Genomic DNA, 14804 nt, shown 5'->3' on the forward strand with positions numbered 1-14804 from the left:
CTACGACACCCAGCGCTGCAAAATCTGCTGCAGGTCATTGCGTTTGAACGGCTTGGCCAGGTAATCGTTCATCCCCGCTGCCAGACAGGTTTCGCGATCGCCCTGCAAGGCGTTGGCGGTCAGCGCGATGATCGGCACATCGCGGCGTCCGGGCAGGTCGCGGATCTGCCGCGTGGCCTCGTAGCCGTCGATGATCGGCAGCCGGCAATCCATCAGAATCACTTCGAATTCGCCACCCTCGGCACTGCGCACCGCTTGCGCGCCATCGGTCGCCACGCTGACCGCAAAGCCGAGGCTGCGCAGCATCGCTTCGATCACGGTCTGGTTGACCGGGTTGTCTTCGACCAGCAACACATGGCGTCCTTCGCCCTGACCACTGCCGTTCAGGGTGCGCGGCGCGGCCAGCGCTGGCATTGCCTGCTTATACAGCGCCAATGGAATTTCCAGAGTGAATACCGAACCGCGTCCTTCCTCACTCTGTGCGCGCAAGGTGCCGCCCATGCGTTCGGCCAAAGTCCGTGCGATCGGCAGACCAAGACCGGTGCCACCGTAGCGACGGGAGATCGAACTGTCGGCCTGCTGGAAGGCATTGAACATCAGCTCCAGACTTTCCGAAGAAATGCCGATGCCGCTGTCGCGCACCGAGCAGGTGAACCACAGCAGTTCATGATCCAGCGATTGCCATTGCGCCTCGATGCTGACCCGGCCCTGCTCGGTGAACTTCAAGGCATTGCCAACCAGATTGACCAGAATCTGCCGGATCCGCGTCGGATCGCCCTGCACCTGCAAGCCGCGCATATCGTCGGGAATGCGCAGATTCAGCGCCAGGCCTCGCTGCACCGCGCTGTGCTGGAACGACTGCGCGCAGGCGCCGATCAGCTCGGCGAGGTTGAACGGGATGTGCTCAAGCTCCAGCTCCGAACGTTCGATCCGCGAGAAGTCGAGAATGTCATTGATGACCTTGAGCAAATGCTCGGTCGACTCCGAAGCGAGTGCGGCGTATTCGACTTGCTCCTCGGTCATCTCGGTGGTTTCGAGCAACTGCAACATGCCCAGCACACCGTTCATGGGGGTGCGCAGTTCATGGCTCATCATCGCCAGAAAATCCGATTTGGCGTTGTTGGCCTTTTCCGCTTCTTCGCGGGTCTGGATCAGCTGCGCCATCGCCTGCTGCTGCTCGCGGCTGGCCTGTTCCAGCGCCTGAGCAAGGTTATTGATGTGCTGCGACAGCGCACCCAATTCAGTGTCATCGACAATCGGCAACGGGGTTTTGTAATCGCCTTCCTGAATCGCCTTGACCGCATCGCCGATGTCGCGGATCGGCTGCGACAGACTGCCGGCCAAACGACGGGCGACGACGAAGGTGAAGAGCAGGGCGAACAGCGCGAGAATCCCGGCCTTGAACAGGATCTCCTGCTGGCGCTGACTGAAAGCGTCATTGGACAGCCCGACGATCACTCGCCCGAGATAATCCTCGCCGGCGGCGCTGTTGCTGACTTTGCCGTCCTGGAAAAAATCGTTGTGCAAGGCGATCCGTTGCAGACGCACCGGGGCCTGGAACACTTCGACCTGATGCGGGCGACTGTGGCTGTCGGCCGGTTGTTCGACATACACCAGAATCCGGTTGGCGCTGTCCTGCACTTCGAGAAAGCGCACGTTGGGCGTGGCCAGTGTCGCCTTGAGCAGGCTTTCCAGCACTTCGTTGTTGCCGGAGATCACCCCGTATTCGGTGGCCGGGGCGAGTTGGTTGGCGATCAACTGGCCGGTGTGGTTCAGCTCCTGACGCAAGTCCTGGATGCGCACGAAGGTAAAGAAGCTGATCAACAGTAACGTCAGCAACAGCGCCGGCCCGAGGCTGATCAGCTGCGTGCGGGTGTTGATGTCCCAACGGCGACGAAAACTCATGGGCGGCGCTCTCCTTCGGCCAAGGCACTGGCGACAGATGCTTCATTCAGCGGTTCGATGCCTAAGGAACGAGCCACCTGCGCATTACTTGAGACTTTGAAACGAGCGGGGTAAAGCGTTCGCGGCCATGCGCTGGTGGGCTGATCGAGCAAATGGTCGAGAATCGCCAGCCAGTCGCTCTGGTCGCTGTAGGTACTGGCGAGGCTGCCAGCGCGAACGAATGCAATGTTGGGGCCGATCAGCGCAACCTGACGCGAGTAGCTGCTGAGCAAGAGGTTTTTCGCCGTTTGCGAGTTGTACAGATCGGGGTCGTCGAGGCCGAGCAGCACGTCGCTGCGTTTCAGCAGCGCTTGCAGCGGACGGCTGTCATGAATGTTGTCCCAGCGCTGGCTGACAATCTCCAGATTCAACGGCCGTGCAGCCGCGCGCAGTTCGTCGAGAAGAAACTCGCCGTGTTCATCGAACAGCACACCGACCCGCCGGGCCTGCGGCAGAATCCGCCGGATGAGTTGCAGTTGCCGGCTCAGCGGCGGGTCGCTCCAGAGCAGGCTCAGGCGCGCCGGTTGGGCATCGGCGAAACGCTGGCGCGCCTGCAAGCGGCTGATGCGCAACACCAGCGTCGACGGGCCTTGTGAGTCTTGCAGACGCCAGTCGAGGCTGGGCAGATCGAGCAGGATCAAGCGCAGACTGGCCGGTAATTTGCCCGGTGCCGGCAAACTCGCCAGCGGCTGGAACCGCACGTTGTCGGTCGGGCGCAGTTCACTCAGCGCTTGCACGAAGGCCTGCACGCCGGGGCTTTCCTCGGCGCCGGTCAACAGAATATCCGCCGCTTGCACCGCGACGCCGTGCAGCCACGCGGTCATGAACAGGCAGAGCCCGGCCAGCCAGTGGCCCAGGGTGGGCGTCTTCCGTGACGGGCCGGTGCGCATCCTAGAACTCCAGCTCGGCACTGAAATACATCACCCGGCGTTCATCGTAATTATTGTCGACGAAAGTATTCGGCTGATGGTCGAGGCGCTGTTGCAGCACGCCGGCCAATTGCAGCTGAGCTTTGCCAATGGCGATGCGTTTGGCGATGCGCGTGTCGACGCGTTCTAAGCGATAGCCGTTGAGCGCGTTGTCGCCGTAATAGAAGAGGGCGCTGTTCCAGCCATGGCCCCAATTGCGCAGCCAACCGGCGGAACCGCTGTTGCGCGAGGTGAACTGTTGGTCCAGCGGATTGCTCGCCTCGGCGTCGACGAAGGCGTAGGTCAAACGCAAGCGGTCGGCGCTGCTGAGGCGCCAGTCGAGTTGCGTTTCGCTGCCACGAAAGCGCGAGCTGTTGGCGTTGCTGGCGATGTACTGGTTGTTGCGCAGCGGTTCACTGATCATCCCGGTAATTTCGTCGTAGAACAGCTTCACGTCCACGGCCAGCCCGAGCTCGGCGAAGTAACCGTTGTAGCCCAACTCGCGAGAACGCATGTGTTCCTGATCGAGATCACCGGGGCCGCGTGTCTTGACGAAATAGCGCGCCGACGACTGGCCGTAGGCCGAGGGTCGCAGGTTGCTGACCTGATAGCTCCAGTTGACGTTGTTCTCGAACATGTCCGGCGAGCGGATCGCCTCCGAGTACACCGCGCGCAGGCCGTGACGCGGGTTGATCAGGTAGTTGACCGCGAAGCGCGGGGTCAGCGAACTGCCGATCAGTTGCGTGTCCTCGAACATCGCTCCGCCCTGCAGCAGCCAGTGCTCGGTGGCGCGCCATTCCAGTTGGCCGAAGGCGCGCCAGGTGGTGTCGTCGAGGGTGCCGTTGAAGTAGGTTTCGGAATCGGCGCGGTCGTAGCGGTAATTCAGGCCGCTGACCAGGCGCAGGCTGTCGGCCAGGCTGAGGGTGTCCTGCAGCTCGAGGTCGTAGCGCGATTCGCGGGCGCTCTGGTCGATATCGCCGCACAAGGTCTGGCTAGCGCCGTTGCGCCATTGCTCGAGCACCTGATTGGCCAGCGCCATTTCCTGCGGCGTGCCGGGTGCCGCGCCGGGGCCGGTGAACTGGGTGATGTTGCGCGCCAGCCGTTCGGTGTAATTCGGGTTGAGCTGCCACAGCTGCGCCAGCTCGGGGCTGAACGATACCTCGGCATCGCAGGCGCGCCAGACTTGCTGGCGATCCCAGTGCTGCGCCGAACCTTGCACATAAAGGCTGTGTTCGGGGTTGATATCGAGGTTCCAGCGCACCGAACCGGCGTAATCCTTGGCCACCACGTCGGAATTGTTCCCGGCGTCGGTAATCCCCGAGAACACCGGGCGGTAGGTATAAGGTCGCTGATTGCTGCCGTCCTTGGCGTTGAGCTGCCAGTCGAGGCTTTGCCCTTCATTGAGGTCGTGGCTGACCGCCAGGCTCAGACGATTCAAGCGCCGACTGTCGCGATAATCGGCGCCGTTGCGGTCGCTGTCGAAACCGTCGTCTTCCTGACCGGACAGCGACAGGCGCAGATCGCCGCCATCCCAACCGGTGCCCTGGCTGGCATAAAAGTCGTTGATGCCACGCTGGCCGCGAGTGATCTTCAAACGCGTGCCGTGGCCGTCGGCCGGGTGGCGAGTGATGATGTTGATCACTGCCATCAACGCGTTGGCGCCGTAGCTGACGGTGTTCGGGCCGCGAAACACCTCGATCCGTTCGATGTCTTCCATCGCTACCGGAATATCGCTCCAGTCCACCGTCGCCAGGCCGGCGCGGTACACCGAGCGGCCATCGATCAACACCTGCATGCGCCGTGCTTCGCTGGCGTTGGTGCCGTGGTAATTCACCGCCGGCTGATTGCCGTTGATGCTGCCGACCATCATCCCTGGCACCAGTCGCAGTAGCTCGCTGATGTCGCGGGCACCGCTGGCGCTGATCAATTCGCTGTCGAGAACGGTCATGCTCCCGGGCACTTCCGCTGGCGTCTGTTTCAGCCGCGTGGCTGTGAGTACCTGCGGCAGCGTCTGGCTGTCGACGAACAGGTCGTCCGCCAGCACCAGCGGGCTGAACAGCAGCGCCAGTAGCAGCGGCGAGCGCGGGGGAGGAGGGCCAGAAAACACGACACAGCCTGCAGAGAGAAGAATTGGCGCGCATGTTAACCGAGGGCGGCGACTTTTCCAGTGACGTTGCAGGCATTTTCCTAGGTTTTATTGGTCTTCTTCCTACAAATGTCGGTAATTGTTGCTGGGGCTGGCCGCGACGGGGTCGCGCCGTATAATGCCCGGCATCGCCACTGGTATGGATTAACGGATTGCATATGACTGAACAGCGCCCGATTGCGGTCCTGGGAGGCGGAAGTTTTGGTACCGCCGTGGCCAATCTGCTGGCCGAGAACGGCCATCAAGTCCTTCAGTGGATGCGTGACCCCGAGCAGGCCGAGGCCATCCGGGTCAACCGCGAAAACCCGCGTTACCTCAAAGGCATCAAGATTCTGCCGGGGGTGACTGCTGTCACCGACCTGCAAGCCACTCTCGATGCCTGCGATCTGTGCTTTGTCGCGCTGCCATCCAGCGCCTTGCGCACGGTACTCGCCGCCCACGCCGAGCGATTGAGCGGCAAGATGCTGGTCAGCCTGACCAAAGGCATCGAAGCGCAGACCTTCAAGCTGATGAGCCAGATTCTCGAAGAGATCGCCCCGCAGGCGCGCATCGGCGTGTTGTCCGGTCCGAACCTGGCGCGGGAAATCGCCGAGCACGCACTGACCGCCACGGTGGTCGCCAGTGAAGACGAAGAACTGTGCAAAGCGGTGCAAGCCGCCCTGCACGGGCGCACCTTCCGCGTCTACGCCAGCGCCGACCGTTTCGGTGTCGAGCTGGGCGGGGCGTTGAAAAACGTTTACGCGATCATCGCCGGCATGGCGGTGGCATTGGAAATGGGCGAGAACACCAAGAGCATGTTGATCACTCGCGCCTTGGCCGAGATGACCCGCTTCGCCGTGAATCAGGGCGCCAACCCGATGACCTTCCTTGGTCTGGCCGGGGTTGGCGATCTGATCGTCACCTGTTCATCGCCCAAAAGCCGCAACTACCAGGTCGGCTTCGCCCTCGGTCAGGGCTTGAGCCTCGACGAAGCGGTGTCGCGTCTTGGCGAGGTCGCCGAAGGGGTCAACACCCTCAAAGTGCTCAAGGCCAAGTCCCAGGAAGTCGGCGTGTACATGCCGCTGGTCGCCGGGCTGCACGCGATCCTGTTCGAGGGACGCACGCTGGAGCAGGTGATCGGTCTACTGATGCGTGCCGAGCCGAAAACCGACGTCGACTTTATTTCCACCAGCGGTTTCAACTGATTCAGCTGTTACACGGACAGGAAGCAAGCCATGAACGATCCGAAAAGCGAAACCCAGTACGAATCCATCCTCCTGCGGGTGTTGTGGATGATCGTTTATCTGCTGGTCTGGCAAGTCGCGCAGTTCATCCTCGGCGCGGTGGTATTGGTGCAACTGATCTACCGCCTGATCTACGGCGCACCGAGCGCCAGCCTGATGAATTTTGGCGACAGCCTCAGCCAGTTCCTCGCGCAGATCGGCCGCTTCGGCACGTTTCACAGTGACCAGAAGCCCTGGCCGTTCGCCGACTGGCCAGCGCCGCGCACCCCGGAAGGGGAAGCGCCGCACACCGTCGCCCCAACCGCGCACCCGGTGCGCGATGAGGAGCCCAAGCTATGAAACTGTGGGTATTGCGTCATGGTGAGGCGGTGCCTCACGGCTCGAAAATCGATTCCGAGCGCGAGCTGACCGAGCATGGTCGTAAAGAAGTCCTGCGCAGCGCGGCGCATCTGATCGGGCAGCCGCTGACGGCGATTTATGCCAGCCCTTATCTGCGCGCGCAGCAGACCGCGCAAATCGTGCGCGAGGCGCTGGGGTTCGAGCCGGAGATCCGTACGGTCGAGTGGCTGACGCCGGAGAGCGATCCGGACAAGGTGGCCGAGCAATTGGTGTCGGTGAGCAATGTGCTGCTGGTCAGCCACAACCCGTTGGTGGGCAATCTGCTCAGCTATCTGCAACACGGCGCCGGGCATCCGTCGGAGAAGGTCACTACAGCGGGGCTGGCGGAGCTTGAGCACAGCGAGCTGCTGATTGGCTCGATGAAGCTCAACAGCCTCAAGCACCCTTAAAAGCAAAGATCGCAGCCTTCGGCAGCTCCTACAGAGGAATGCATTCCAATGTAGGAGCTGCCGAAGGCTGCGATCTTTTGATCTTGTTTCTTTTGGTAAAAAATTCAACCAAGCACTTGCTTGGTTGACTACGCTTGCTCCAGACCAAAAAAACAGGAGCGAGTCGCATGTCTGCCGCCTTCCGTTTGCCGCTGGACGTGTTCTACGAACGGGAAGCCCGGCATCCGCGCCAGCGCTTTCTCGTGCAGCCCATCGGTGGCGGTCAGGTCGAGACGCTGACATGGGCCGATGTCGGCCATCAGGCCCGCTGCGCCGCGCACTGGTTGCGCGCACGGGAGCTGCCGCCCGGCAGCCACATTGCGCTGATCTCGAAAAACTGCGCGCACTGGATCATCGCCGATCTGGCGATCTGGATGGCCGGGCATGTGTCGGTGCCGCTGTACCCCAATCTCACCGCTGAATCCGTTGCGCAAGTGCTGACTCACTCGGAAAGTGCGCTGGCGTTCATCGGCAAACTGGATGACTGGGTGGGCATGGCGCAAGGCGTGCCGACGGGTTTGCCGACCATCAGCCTGCCGCTGCATCCGCCCGGCGAGTTCGATTACAGCTGGGCGGACCTGCAGAGCTGTTCGCCAATCCAGGACGATCCACGCCCCGCCGCCGGACAATTGGCGACGATCATCTACACCTCCGGCACCACCGGCCTGCCCAAAGGCGTGATGCACAGTTTCGCCAATCTCGGTTTCGCCACCAGTCGCGGCACGCAGCTGTTCGGGCTCAACGAGAACGATCGGCTGCTGTCGTATCTACCGCTGTGCCACGTTGCCGAGCGCATGTTTGTCGAATTGGCCTCGATCTATACCGGGCAGACAGTGTTCTTCGCCGAAAGACTCGAGACTTTCATCACCGATCTGCAGCGCGCGCGGCCTACGGCAATGTTCGGCGTGCCGCGTATCTGGACCAAATTCCAGATGGGTGTTTACAGCAAGATCCCGGCGCAGCGCCTGGATTTTCTCCTCGGGCTGCCCTTCATCGGCAAGCGGGTCGGGCACAAAGTGCTCGCCGGGCTCGGCCTGGATGCCTTGCGCGTGGCGTTGTCCGGCGCTGCGCCGGTACCGCAGACCTTGCTCGCCTGGTATCAGAAACTTGGCCTCGATGTGCTGGAGGTGTACGGCATGACCGAGGGCTGCGGTTATTCGCATATCTGCCTGCCGGGGCAGTACAAACAGGGTTGGATTGGTCAGCCGTGCCCGGAAGTCGAGGTGCGCATCGATGAGTTCGGCGAAGTGCAGGTGCGCAGCCAGGCCAACATGCTCGGCTATTTCAAAGAACCGCAGAAAACTGCTGAGACGCTGACTGCCGACGGCTTTCTGCGCACCGGCGACAAGGGCGAGCAGGACAGCGAAGGGCGCCTGCGCCTGACCGGCCGGCTCAAGGAAATCTTCAAGACCAGCAAGGGCAAATACGTCGCGCCGGCGCCGATCGAAAACCGTCTGGCCGTGCATTCACGCATCGAACAAGTGTGCGTGGTCGGCGATGGCCTGAGTGCACCGCTGGGGTTGTGCGTGCTGTCCACCGTCAATCAGCAAGAGCCTCGTGCCAGTCTGCACGCGAGCTTGGAAAAGCTGCTGGAAGAGGTCAACGCCGCCCTCGACAAGCACGAACGCCTGCGCCGGCTGGTGGTAGTCAAGGACAACTGGGCGGTGGATAACGGCTTCCTCACGCCGACTCTGAAAATCAAACGCAACGTCATCGAAGACCGCTACGGCGCACGCTTCGAAGAATGGAGCGCGCGCAGCGAGGCGGTGCTGTGGCAGGATTGAGCATCGATTACAACAACAAAGGAAGTCTGCGATGAGCTTGTGGCGTACTACTCCCGACATCGAACAGTTGAATGCGATCCAGAAGAACACCATTGGCGAAGTGCTGGATATTCGTTTCGAAGCCTTCGACGAACAGTCGCTGACCGCGAGCATGGTCATCGACCATCGCACCCACCAGCCTTACGGTCTGCTGCATGGCGGCGCATCGGTGGTACTGGCGGAAACCGTCGGCTCGATGGCCAGTTATCTGTGCATCGATGCCAGCAAGTTCTATTGCGTCGGCCTGGAGATCAACGCCAACCACTTGCGCGGCTTGCGCAGTGGGCGGGTGACGGCGGTGGCCACGCCGATTCATATCGGGCGCACCACGCATGTCTGGGACATCCGTTTGACCAGCGATGAAGGCAAGGCCAGTTGCGTATCGCGCCTGACCATGGCGGTGGTGCCGCTGGGGGAACAGCCGCCGCTGCGTTGACAGGTTGTAGATCAAAAGATCGCAGCCTTCGGTGTTGTGGTCTTTTGCTTGCGAAGCGTCTCCACCACCATTTCTGGCAGTTATGGTCATTGCTGCGACGCCGGCTCTTGCGGACAATCAACGCCACGATTCCCGCTCATGGATTTGCCCGCATGTCGCAACCGATCTTTTTCGCCCACGCCAACGGCTTCCCCTCGGGGACCTATGGCAAGTTGTTCGCGGCGCTGGCGCCGGAGTATCGGGTGGTGCATCTGGAGCAGCACGCCCATGACCCGCGTTTTCCGGCGGACGACAACTGGTACAACCTGGTCGATGAACTGATCCATCACCTCGAGCAGCAGGAACAGCCGGTATGGGGCGTCGGCCACTCCTTTGGCGGTCTGCTGCACTTGCACGCGGCGTTGCGCTGTCCCGAGCTGTATCGCGGCGTGGTGATGCTCGACTCACCGGTGCTGACCCGCACCGATCAGTGGGTGATTCGCGCAGCCAAGCGTTTTGGTTTCATCGACCGGCTGACTCCGGCCGGGCGCACCCTCGGGCGCCGTGAAGAATTCGCCGATCTCGACAGTGCACGCAGTTACTTTTCCGGCAAAACCCTGTTTCGCGGCTTCGATCCGGAATGCTTCGATGCCTACCTGCAACACGGTTTGCATCAGGTCGACGACAAGCTTCGTCTGCGTTTTGACCCGGCCACCGAAATCAGCATTTATCGCGGCGTGCCGCACACCAGTCCCGGGCGCACCCGCCAGTTGCAGGTGCCACTGGCCATCGTGCGCGGGCACAAGAGCCGCGTGGTCATGCGCCATCACACACGTTTCGTCTCGCGCCTGCCCCAAGGCGAGGCGCTGAGCATGCCCGGCGGGCACATGTTCCCGCTGGAGCGCCCGCAGGACACGGCACGGCTGCTCAAGAGCCTGTTCATGCGCTGGGAACAGCGGCAGAACAAGGATTGCGCATGAGCCCGACCTGGGAAGAAGTGCGTCTGAATCTGCCGCACATCGAGTTGGCCGCGCATCTGTTCGGCCCCGAGGACGGCTTGCCGGTGATCGCGTTGCACGGTTGGCTCGACAACGCCAACAGCTTCGCGCGGCTGGCGCCGAAGCTCCACGGTTTGCGTATCGTCGCGCTGGACATGGCCGGCCACGGTCATTCCGCTCATCGACCAAGCGGCGCCGGTTATGCCCTGTGGGACTACGCCCATGATGTGCTGCAAGTCGCTGAACAACTGGGCTGGAAGCGTTTCGGCCTGCTCGGGCATTCGATGGGCGCGATTGTCTCGATGGTGCTAGCCGGTTCGCTGCCCGAGCGCATCAGCCATCTGGCGCTGATCGACGGCGTGATTCCTCCGACAGACAAGGGCGAAAACGCTGCCCAGCGCATGGGCATGGCGTTACAGGCGCAACTCGCTCTGCGGGACAAGCGCAAACCGGTCTATACCACCCTCGACCGTGCCATCGAGGCGCGGATGAAAGGCCTGGTGGCGGTCAGTCGCGAAGCCGCCGAACTGTTGGCCCAGCGCGGTTTGATGCCGGTGCCCGGCGGTTACACCTGGCGCACCGACAATCGCCTGACCCTGCCATCACCGCTTCGCCTGACGGAAGAACAGGCAATGGCGTTTGCCTTGCGCGTCGGTTGCCCGGCGCATCTGGTGGTCGCGGCGGATGGCATGCTGGCCAGGCATCCTGAGTTGCTGCAGCGTCTACCCTTCAGTCACGAACAGTTGCCGGGCGGGCATCATCTGCACCTGAATGACGAGGCTGGCGCAGGTCTTGTAGCAGACTGTTTCAATCGCTTCTTCGCCATGCCTTGACTTGCTACCGGCAACTGCCGAGGCTGGGCGGGTTGAAACAGGAGACAAACTTGATGGATTTCTATACCGCTGCGACCCCGACCCGCCCAGCCATGACCGTCCGGTGAGCCTGACTATGCGGCCACTCAGTCTTTTCGCGCTGTGCTGCTTCAGCTCCTTGTCCTTCGCTGCCGATGTGCCGGGCAGCCAGGATCTGCAAATCGTGCCGCGTCTGGCCGACGCACAGATCGTCGACTATCGCCCGGCGGCCGAGCTGGAGCGCATCTACCCGCTGGGCTCGATCCGCAAGATCAGCGGCCAGTTGCGCTTCGACGGCCAGGTCACCGCCCGCGGCCAGACCACCTCGGTAACCTACGAGTTGCCGCCGGAACATTCCGCCACCGAAGCCTTCACCGCCGCCCGCGAAGCCCTGCAACAGCAGGACGCCGAGTTGCTGTTCTGGTGCCAGGCCCGCGATTGCGGCGAAAGCAGCCTGTGGGCCAACGAGGTGTTCGGCAACGCCAAGCTGTATGGCTCTGACGAACAACAGGCCTATCTGTTGCTCAGGCTGGCGGCGCCAAAGGACAACACGCTGGTGGCGCTCTACAGCATCACTCGCGGCAATCGCAAAGCCTATCTGCATGTCGAACAGTTTGAGGCGACTGCGCCGTTGGGCGAGTTGCTGCCGACCTCGGCGACCCTGCTGCGCCAGTTGAAAAGCACCGGCGAGCTGGATTTCCCGAAACTGGTCGATGAGCCGGATGCCACCTGGCTGCGCCTGATTTCCCGTGGCCTGAATCTCGACACGACCTTGCGGGTCACGGTTTCCGGGCCCAAGGCCGAAGCCTGGCGCCAGGCGTTGATCACTCAGGGTGTGCGGGCGGCCCGGATGGAAACCGGCAATCTCGAAGGCTCTGGCCTGCGCATCGACCTGTTGCGATAAGCTGTGCCGGGCGAGCATGCACGCAGTGTTCGCCTACTCTTTCGCTGACTGACTTTGCCGGGACTTTCCATGCTCAATAACGATCGCCTGCTGGTGCAGATTCTGCTGCTGGTGTTGTTTGGTGCCAGCCTGTGGGTGATGGCGCCGTTCTGGTCGGCGCTGTTCTGGGGCGCGGTGCTGGCGTTCGCCAGTTGGCCGCTGATGCGTTTGCTGACCCGTGCGCTCAATGGCCGCGAATCGCTGGCCGCGTTGATCCTGACACTGGGCTGGATGTTGCTGGTGGCGGCGCCGCTGGTGTGGCTGGGTTTCAATCTTGCCGATCATGTGCGCGATGCCACGGCATTCATCAAGGATGTGCAGGTCGACGGTTTGCCGGAAGCGCCCACTTGGCTTGGTAGCGTGCCTTTGGTTGGTGAGCGACTGGTGGCGATGTGGGACAGCATCGATCAACAGGGCGCGGCGTTGATGGTCTCGATCAAGCCGTATCTGGGCCAAGTCGGTAACTGGCTGCTGGCGCGCAGTGCGCAGATCGGCGGCGGGATTCTCGAGCTGACGCTGAGCCTGGTGTTCGTGTTCTTTTTCTACCGTGACGGGCCACGACTGGCCGCGTTTGTGCACAGTCTGCTGCAGCGCTTGATTGGCGATCGTGCCGGTTATTACATCGAATTGGTGGCGGGGACGGTGCAGCGGGTGGTCAACGGTGTGATTGGTACGGCGGCGGCGCAGGCGGTGCTGGCGTTGATCGGCTTTTTGATTGCCGGGGTGCCGGGGGCGCTGGTGCTGGGGATCGTCACGTTTATGTTGAGTCTGATTCCGATGGGGCCACCGCTGGTGTGGGTGCCGGCCACGGCTTGGCTGGTGTGGAAGGGTGAGTACGGGATGGCGATCTTTCTCGGGATCTGGGGGACGTTCATCATCAGTGGCGTGGACAATGTGCTCAAGCCGTATCTGATCAGCCGTGGCGGCAATCTGCCGTTGGTGATTGTGTTGCTCGGGGTGTTTGGCGGGTTGATTGCGTTTGGCTTTATCGGGTTGTTTATTGGGCCTACTTTGTTGGCGGTGGCTTATAGTTTGTTGACGGACTGGAGTAAGAGTCAGGCTCGGGTCTAGGGGGGGGGGCTTGGCGGCCTTTGGGCCGACCATGCTTGGGTTTGTCTGGTGTGAATATCCGAATGTTTCGCTGCGGCGGCTGGCGGTTTCGCCTGACGGCGACTTACTTTTTTACAAGCGCCAAAAAAAGTAAGCAAAAAACGCTAGCTCCTGCGTTCGGCCCTCGCAGGCTCGGGTTCCTTCGCTGCGGGATCGATCCGGGCGCAGCGGCTACGGTTTGCTTCGCTGCACCTCCTTCCGCTGTGTCTGGCTGCGCCAGACGGTCGCTGCGCTCCCACGCCCGGATCAATCCCTCCACTCAGCCTTCCGACGTCGCCGGTGGATCAAGATCAAAAGCACTCGAGCTTGCGCTCATTGTTGAGTGGGGCGGCTTCGCCGCGGGCAGCTGCGCTGCTTTGCTTTGGCTTTTGATTTTGTGGGAGCGAGCCTGCTCGCGAAGGCGGCCTGACAGCCGACCCATATCTCTCTGAAACCACTCGATCCCTGTGGGAGCTGGCTTGCCAGCGATAGCGCCCTCACATCCAACCAATATCTACCGAATACACTCAGTTTATTTGTGGGAGCGAGCCTGCTCGCGAAGAGGCCGATACATTCAACCAAGGCATTGAATCATCAGACGCTTTCGCGAGCAGGCTCGCTCCCTCTTCAAGTCGGCTGAGCCTCAGCCCCGTGGCAAGCGGACAATGGCGGTCAGCCCGCCACCCGGTGTTTCTTCCAGATTCAACCGCCCACCCAATCGCTGCGCGGCTTCGCGGGCGATGGTCATGCCCAGTCCTACGCCGCCGGAGTTGCGGTTACGCGAGCCTTCCAGTCGGTAGAACGGTTCAAACACGGCTTCACGCTGGTCCTCAGCAATCCCCGGCCCGTGATCAATCACCCGAATCAGCAATTCCTCACGCTGTTCCAACAGTTCAATCCGCGCCTGTCCGGCGTAACGCAGGGCGTTGTCCAGCAGGTTGTTGATGCACGAGCGCAGCGCCATCGGTTGTACTGGCAAAGGCGCGCAGTGGCCGCTGACCTGTACATCGGCGCCCTGGTCCTGGGCGTTTTCGCACAGCGATTCGACCAGCGCCTGCACGTCCAGCAACTGCAAGGCTTCGCTGGTGCGTTGTTCGTGCAGATAGGTGAGGGTGGCGTCGAGCATGCCGATCATGTCGTCCAGATCCTGGCGCATCTGGCTTTGCAGCTTGTCGTCGCTGATGTTTTCCAGGCGCAGTTTCAGGCGTGACAGTGGCGTGCGCAGGTCGTGGGAGACGGCGCCGAGCATTCGCGCGCGTTGCTGGACCTGTTCGCGGATGCGCCGTTGCATGAGGTTGAAGGTGTGCGCCGCTTGCCGGGCTTCGCGCGGGCCGGATTCGTCGAGGGGGTCGCTGTCGAGGTCTTCGCTCAGGCGCTCGGCGGCGTCGCTCAGGCGCTGGATCGGCCGGCTGAGCAGCTTTGCGCCGTACCATGCGGCAATCATCAGGGTGATGAACTGGAAGGTCAGCGGCACCACCGGCCCACCGAACCAGGGGCGTGTTTGCCTCGGTGGGTAAGCAGCGGTGTGCATGGGCGGTTGGCCGTCGATGTGCGTTGAGACTGTCTCTTATACACATCTCCGAGCCCACGAGACCCGTATGTTCATCTCGTATGCCGTCTTCTGCTTGAAAAGGGGG

13 protein-coding genes are annotated in these 14804 nt (G+C 61.9%); 9 read left to right on the forward strand and 4 right to left on the reverse strand.

The window, feature by feature from the left end; genetic code table 11:
• From AC0IXA_RS14675 to AC0IXA_RS14685, 3 genes are read right to left on the reverse strand one after another with little or no spacing between them, the layout of a single operon-like run.
• On the reverse strand, window positions 1–1905 hold the full coding sequence (locus tag AC0IXA_RS14675; protein WP_016773649.1) for an ATP-binding protein: 1905 nt from the start codon (window positions 1903–1905) through the stop codon (window positions 1–3).
• Complete coding sequence (locus AC0IXA_RS14680; RefSeq protein ID WP_471813659.1) at window positions 1902–2834, reverse strand: ABC transporter substrate-binding protein; 933 nt, start codon at window positions 2832–2834, stop codon at window positions 1902–1904. Before AC0IXA_RS14680 ends, AC0IXA_RS14675 begins: the two co-directional genes overlap by 4 nt.
• Before the next feature lies 1 nt (window position 2835).
• Window positions 2836–4959 (reverse strand): TonB-dependent receptor plug domain-containing protein, encoded by a 2124-nt coding sequence (locus AC0IXA_RS14685; RefSeq protein WP_471813661.1) that lies wholly within the window; start codon window positions 4957–4959, stop codon window positions 2836–2838.
• Between the two features lie 197 nt (window positions 4960–5156).
• Between AC0IXA_RS14685 and AC0IXA_RS14690 the strand changes: the two genes are divergently transcribed.
• The 9 genes from AC0IXA_RS14690 (at window position 5157) to AC0IXA_RS14730 (ending at window position 13149) form a co-directional block, all read left to right on the forward strand.
• Complete coding sequence (locus AC0IXA_RS14690) at window positions 5157–6182, forward strand: NAD(P)H-dependent glycerol-3-phosphate dehydrogenase (RefSeq protein WP_024013958.1); 1026 nt, start codon at window positions 5157–5159, stop codon at window positions 6180–6182.
• A gap of 30 nt (window positions 6183–6212) precedes the next feature.
• Window positions 6213–6560 carry a DUF4389 domain-containing protein gene (locus AC0IXA_RS14695; protein WP_471813663.1) on the forward strand — a complete coding sequence of 116 codons (348 nt, stop codon included), beginning with the start codon at window positions 6213–6215 and terminating at the stop codon, window positions 6558–6560.
• Window positions 6557–7009, forward strand: coding sequence for a phosphohistidine phosphatase SixA (sixA, locus tag AC0IXA_RS14700; RefSeq protein ID WP_471813665.1), 453 nt, complete (start codon window positions 6557–6559; stop codon window positions 7007–7009). The genes AC0IXA_RS14695 and sixA overlap by 4 nt, the downstream gene beginning before the upstream one ends.
• Before the next feature lie 167 nt (window positions 7010–7176).
• The gene (locus AC0IXA_RS14705) at window positions 7177–8832 is read left to right on the forward strand and encodes an AMP-binding protein (RefSeq protein WP_471813667.1); all 1656 of its coding nucleotides are present in this window, start codon (window positions 7177–7179) and stop codon (window positions 8830–8832) included.
• Between the two features lie 31 nt (window positions 8833–8863).
• Window positions 8864–9307, forward strand: a complete 444-nt coding sequence (locus AC0IXA_RS14710; RefSeq protein ID WP_016773655.1) for a hotdog fold thioesterase — start codon at window positions 8864–8866, stop codon at window positions 9305–9307.
• A gap of 152 nt (window positions 9308–9459) precedes the next feature.
• Window positions 9460–10266, forward strand: a complete 807-nt coding sequence (locus AC0IXA_RS14715; protein WP_016773656.1) for an alpha/beta fold hydrolase — start codon at window positions 9460–9462, stop codon at window positions 10264–10266.
• Window positions 10263–11117: an alpha/beta hydrolase gene (locus AC0IXA_RS14720; RefSeq protein WP_471813669.1), complete on the forward strand. Its 855-nt coding sequence runs from the start codon at window positions 10263–10265 to the stop codon at window positions 11115–11117. Before AC0IXA_RS14715 ends, AC0IXA_RS14720 begins: the two co-directional genes overlap by 4 nt.
• 115 nt (window positions 11118–11232) lie before the next feature.
• Window positions 11233–12039, forward strand: coding sequence for a DUF4892 domain-containing protein (locus AC0IXA_RS14725; RefSeq protein WP_471813677.1), 807 nt, complete (start codon window positions 11233–11235; stop codon window positions 12037–12039).
• A 69-nt stretch (window positions 12040–12108) separates the two neighbouring features.
• Window positions 12109–13149, forward strand: coding sequence for an AI-2E family transporter (locus AC0IXA_RS14730; RefSeq protein ID WP_071173244.1), 1041 nt, complete (start codon window positions 12109–12111; stop codon window positions 13147–13149).
• Between the two features lie 661 nt (window positions 13150–13810).
• Here the strand turns inward: AC0IXA_RS14730 and AC0IXA_RS14735 are convergent.
• The gene (locus tag AC0IXA_RS14735) at window positions 13811–14698 is read right to left on the reverse strand and encodes an ATP-binding protein (RefSeq protein ID WP_471813671.1); all 888 of its coding nucleotides are present in this window, start codon (window positions 14696–14698) and stop codon (window positions 13811–13813) included.
• Between the last annotated feature and the right edge of the window lie 106 nt (window positions 14699–14804).

Source organism: Pseudomonas sp. AC083 (genome assembly GCF_979253165.1).

Bases quoted from the DNA above. Each gene is read 5' to 3' on its own strand.
- AC0IXA_RS14675 (WP_016773649.1), bottom strand. From the start codon at position 1,905: ATGAGTTTTCGTCGCCGTTGGGACATCAACACCCGCACGCAGCTGATC.
- AC0IXA_RS14680 (WP_471813659.1), bottom strand. From the start codon at position 2,834: ATGCGCACCGGCCCGTCACGGAAGACGCCCACCCTGGGCCACTGGCTG.
- AC0IXA_RS14690 (WP_024013958.1), top strand. From the start codon at position 5,157: ATGACTGAACAGCGCCCGATTGCGGTCCTGGGAGGCGGAAGTTTTGGT.
- AC0IXA_RS14695 (WP_471813663.1), top strand. From the start codon at position 6,213: ATGAACGATCCGAAAAGCGAAACCCAGTACGAATCCATCCTCCTGCGG.
- sixA (WP_471813665.1), top strand. From the start codon at position 6,557: ATGAAACTGTGGGTATTGCGTCATGGTGAGGCGGTGCCTCACGGCTCG.
- AC0IXA_RS14705 (WP_471813667.1), top strand. From the start codon at position 7,177: ATGTCTGCCGCCTTCCGTTTGCCGCTGGACGTGTTCTACGAACGGGAA.
- AC0IXA_RS14710 (WP_016773655.1), top strand. From the start codon at position 8,864: ATGAGCTTGTGGCGTACTACTCCCGACATCGAACAGTTGAATGCGATC.
- AC0IXA_RS14715 (WP_016773656.1), top strand. From the start codon at position 9,460: ATGTCGCAACCGATCTTTTTCGCCCACGCCAACGGCTTCCCCTCGGGG.
- AC0IXA_RS14720 (WP_471813669.1), top strand. From the start codon at position 10,263: ATGAGCCCGACCTGGGAAGAAGTGCGTCTGAATCTGCCGCACATCGAG.
- AC0IXA_RS14725 (WP_471813677.1), top strand. From the start codon at position 11,233: ATGCGGCCACTCAGTCTTTTCGCGCTGTGCTGCTTCAGCTCCTTGTCC.
- AC0IXA_RS14730 (WP_071173244.1), top strand. From the start codon at position 12,109: ATGCTCAATAACGATCGCCTGCTGGTGCAGATTCTGCTGCTGGTGTTG.
- AC0IXA_RS14735 (WP_471813671.1), bottom strand. From the start codon at position 14,698: ATGCACACCGCTGCTTACCCACCGAGGCAAACACGCCCCTGGTTCGGT.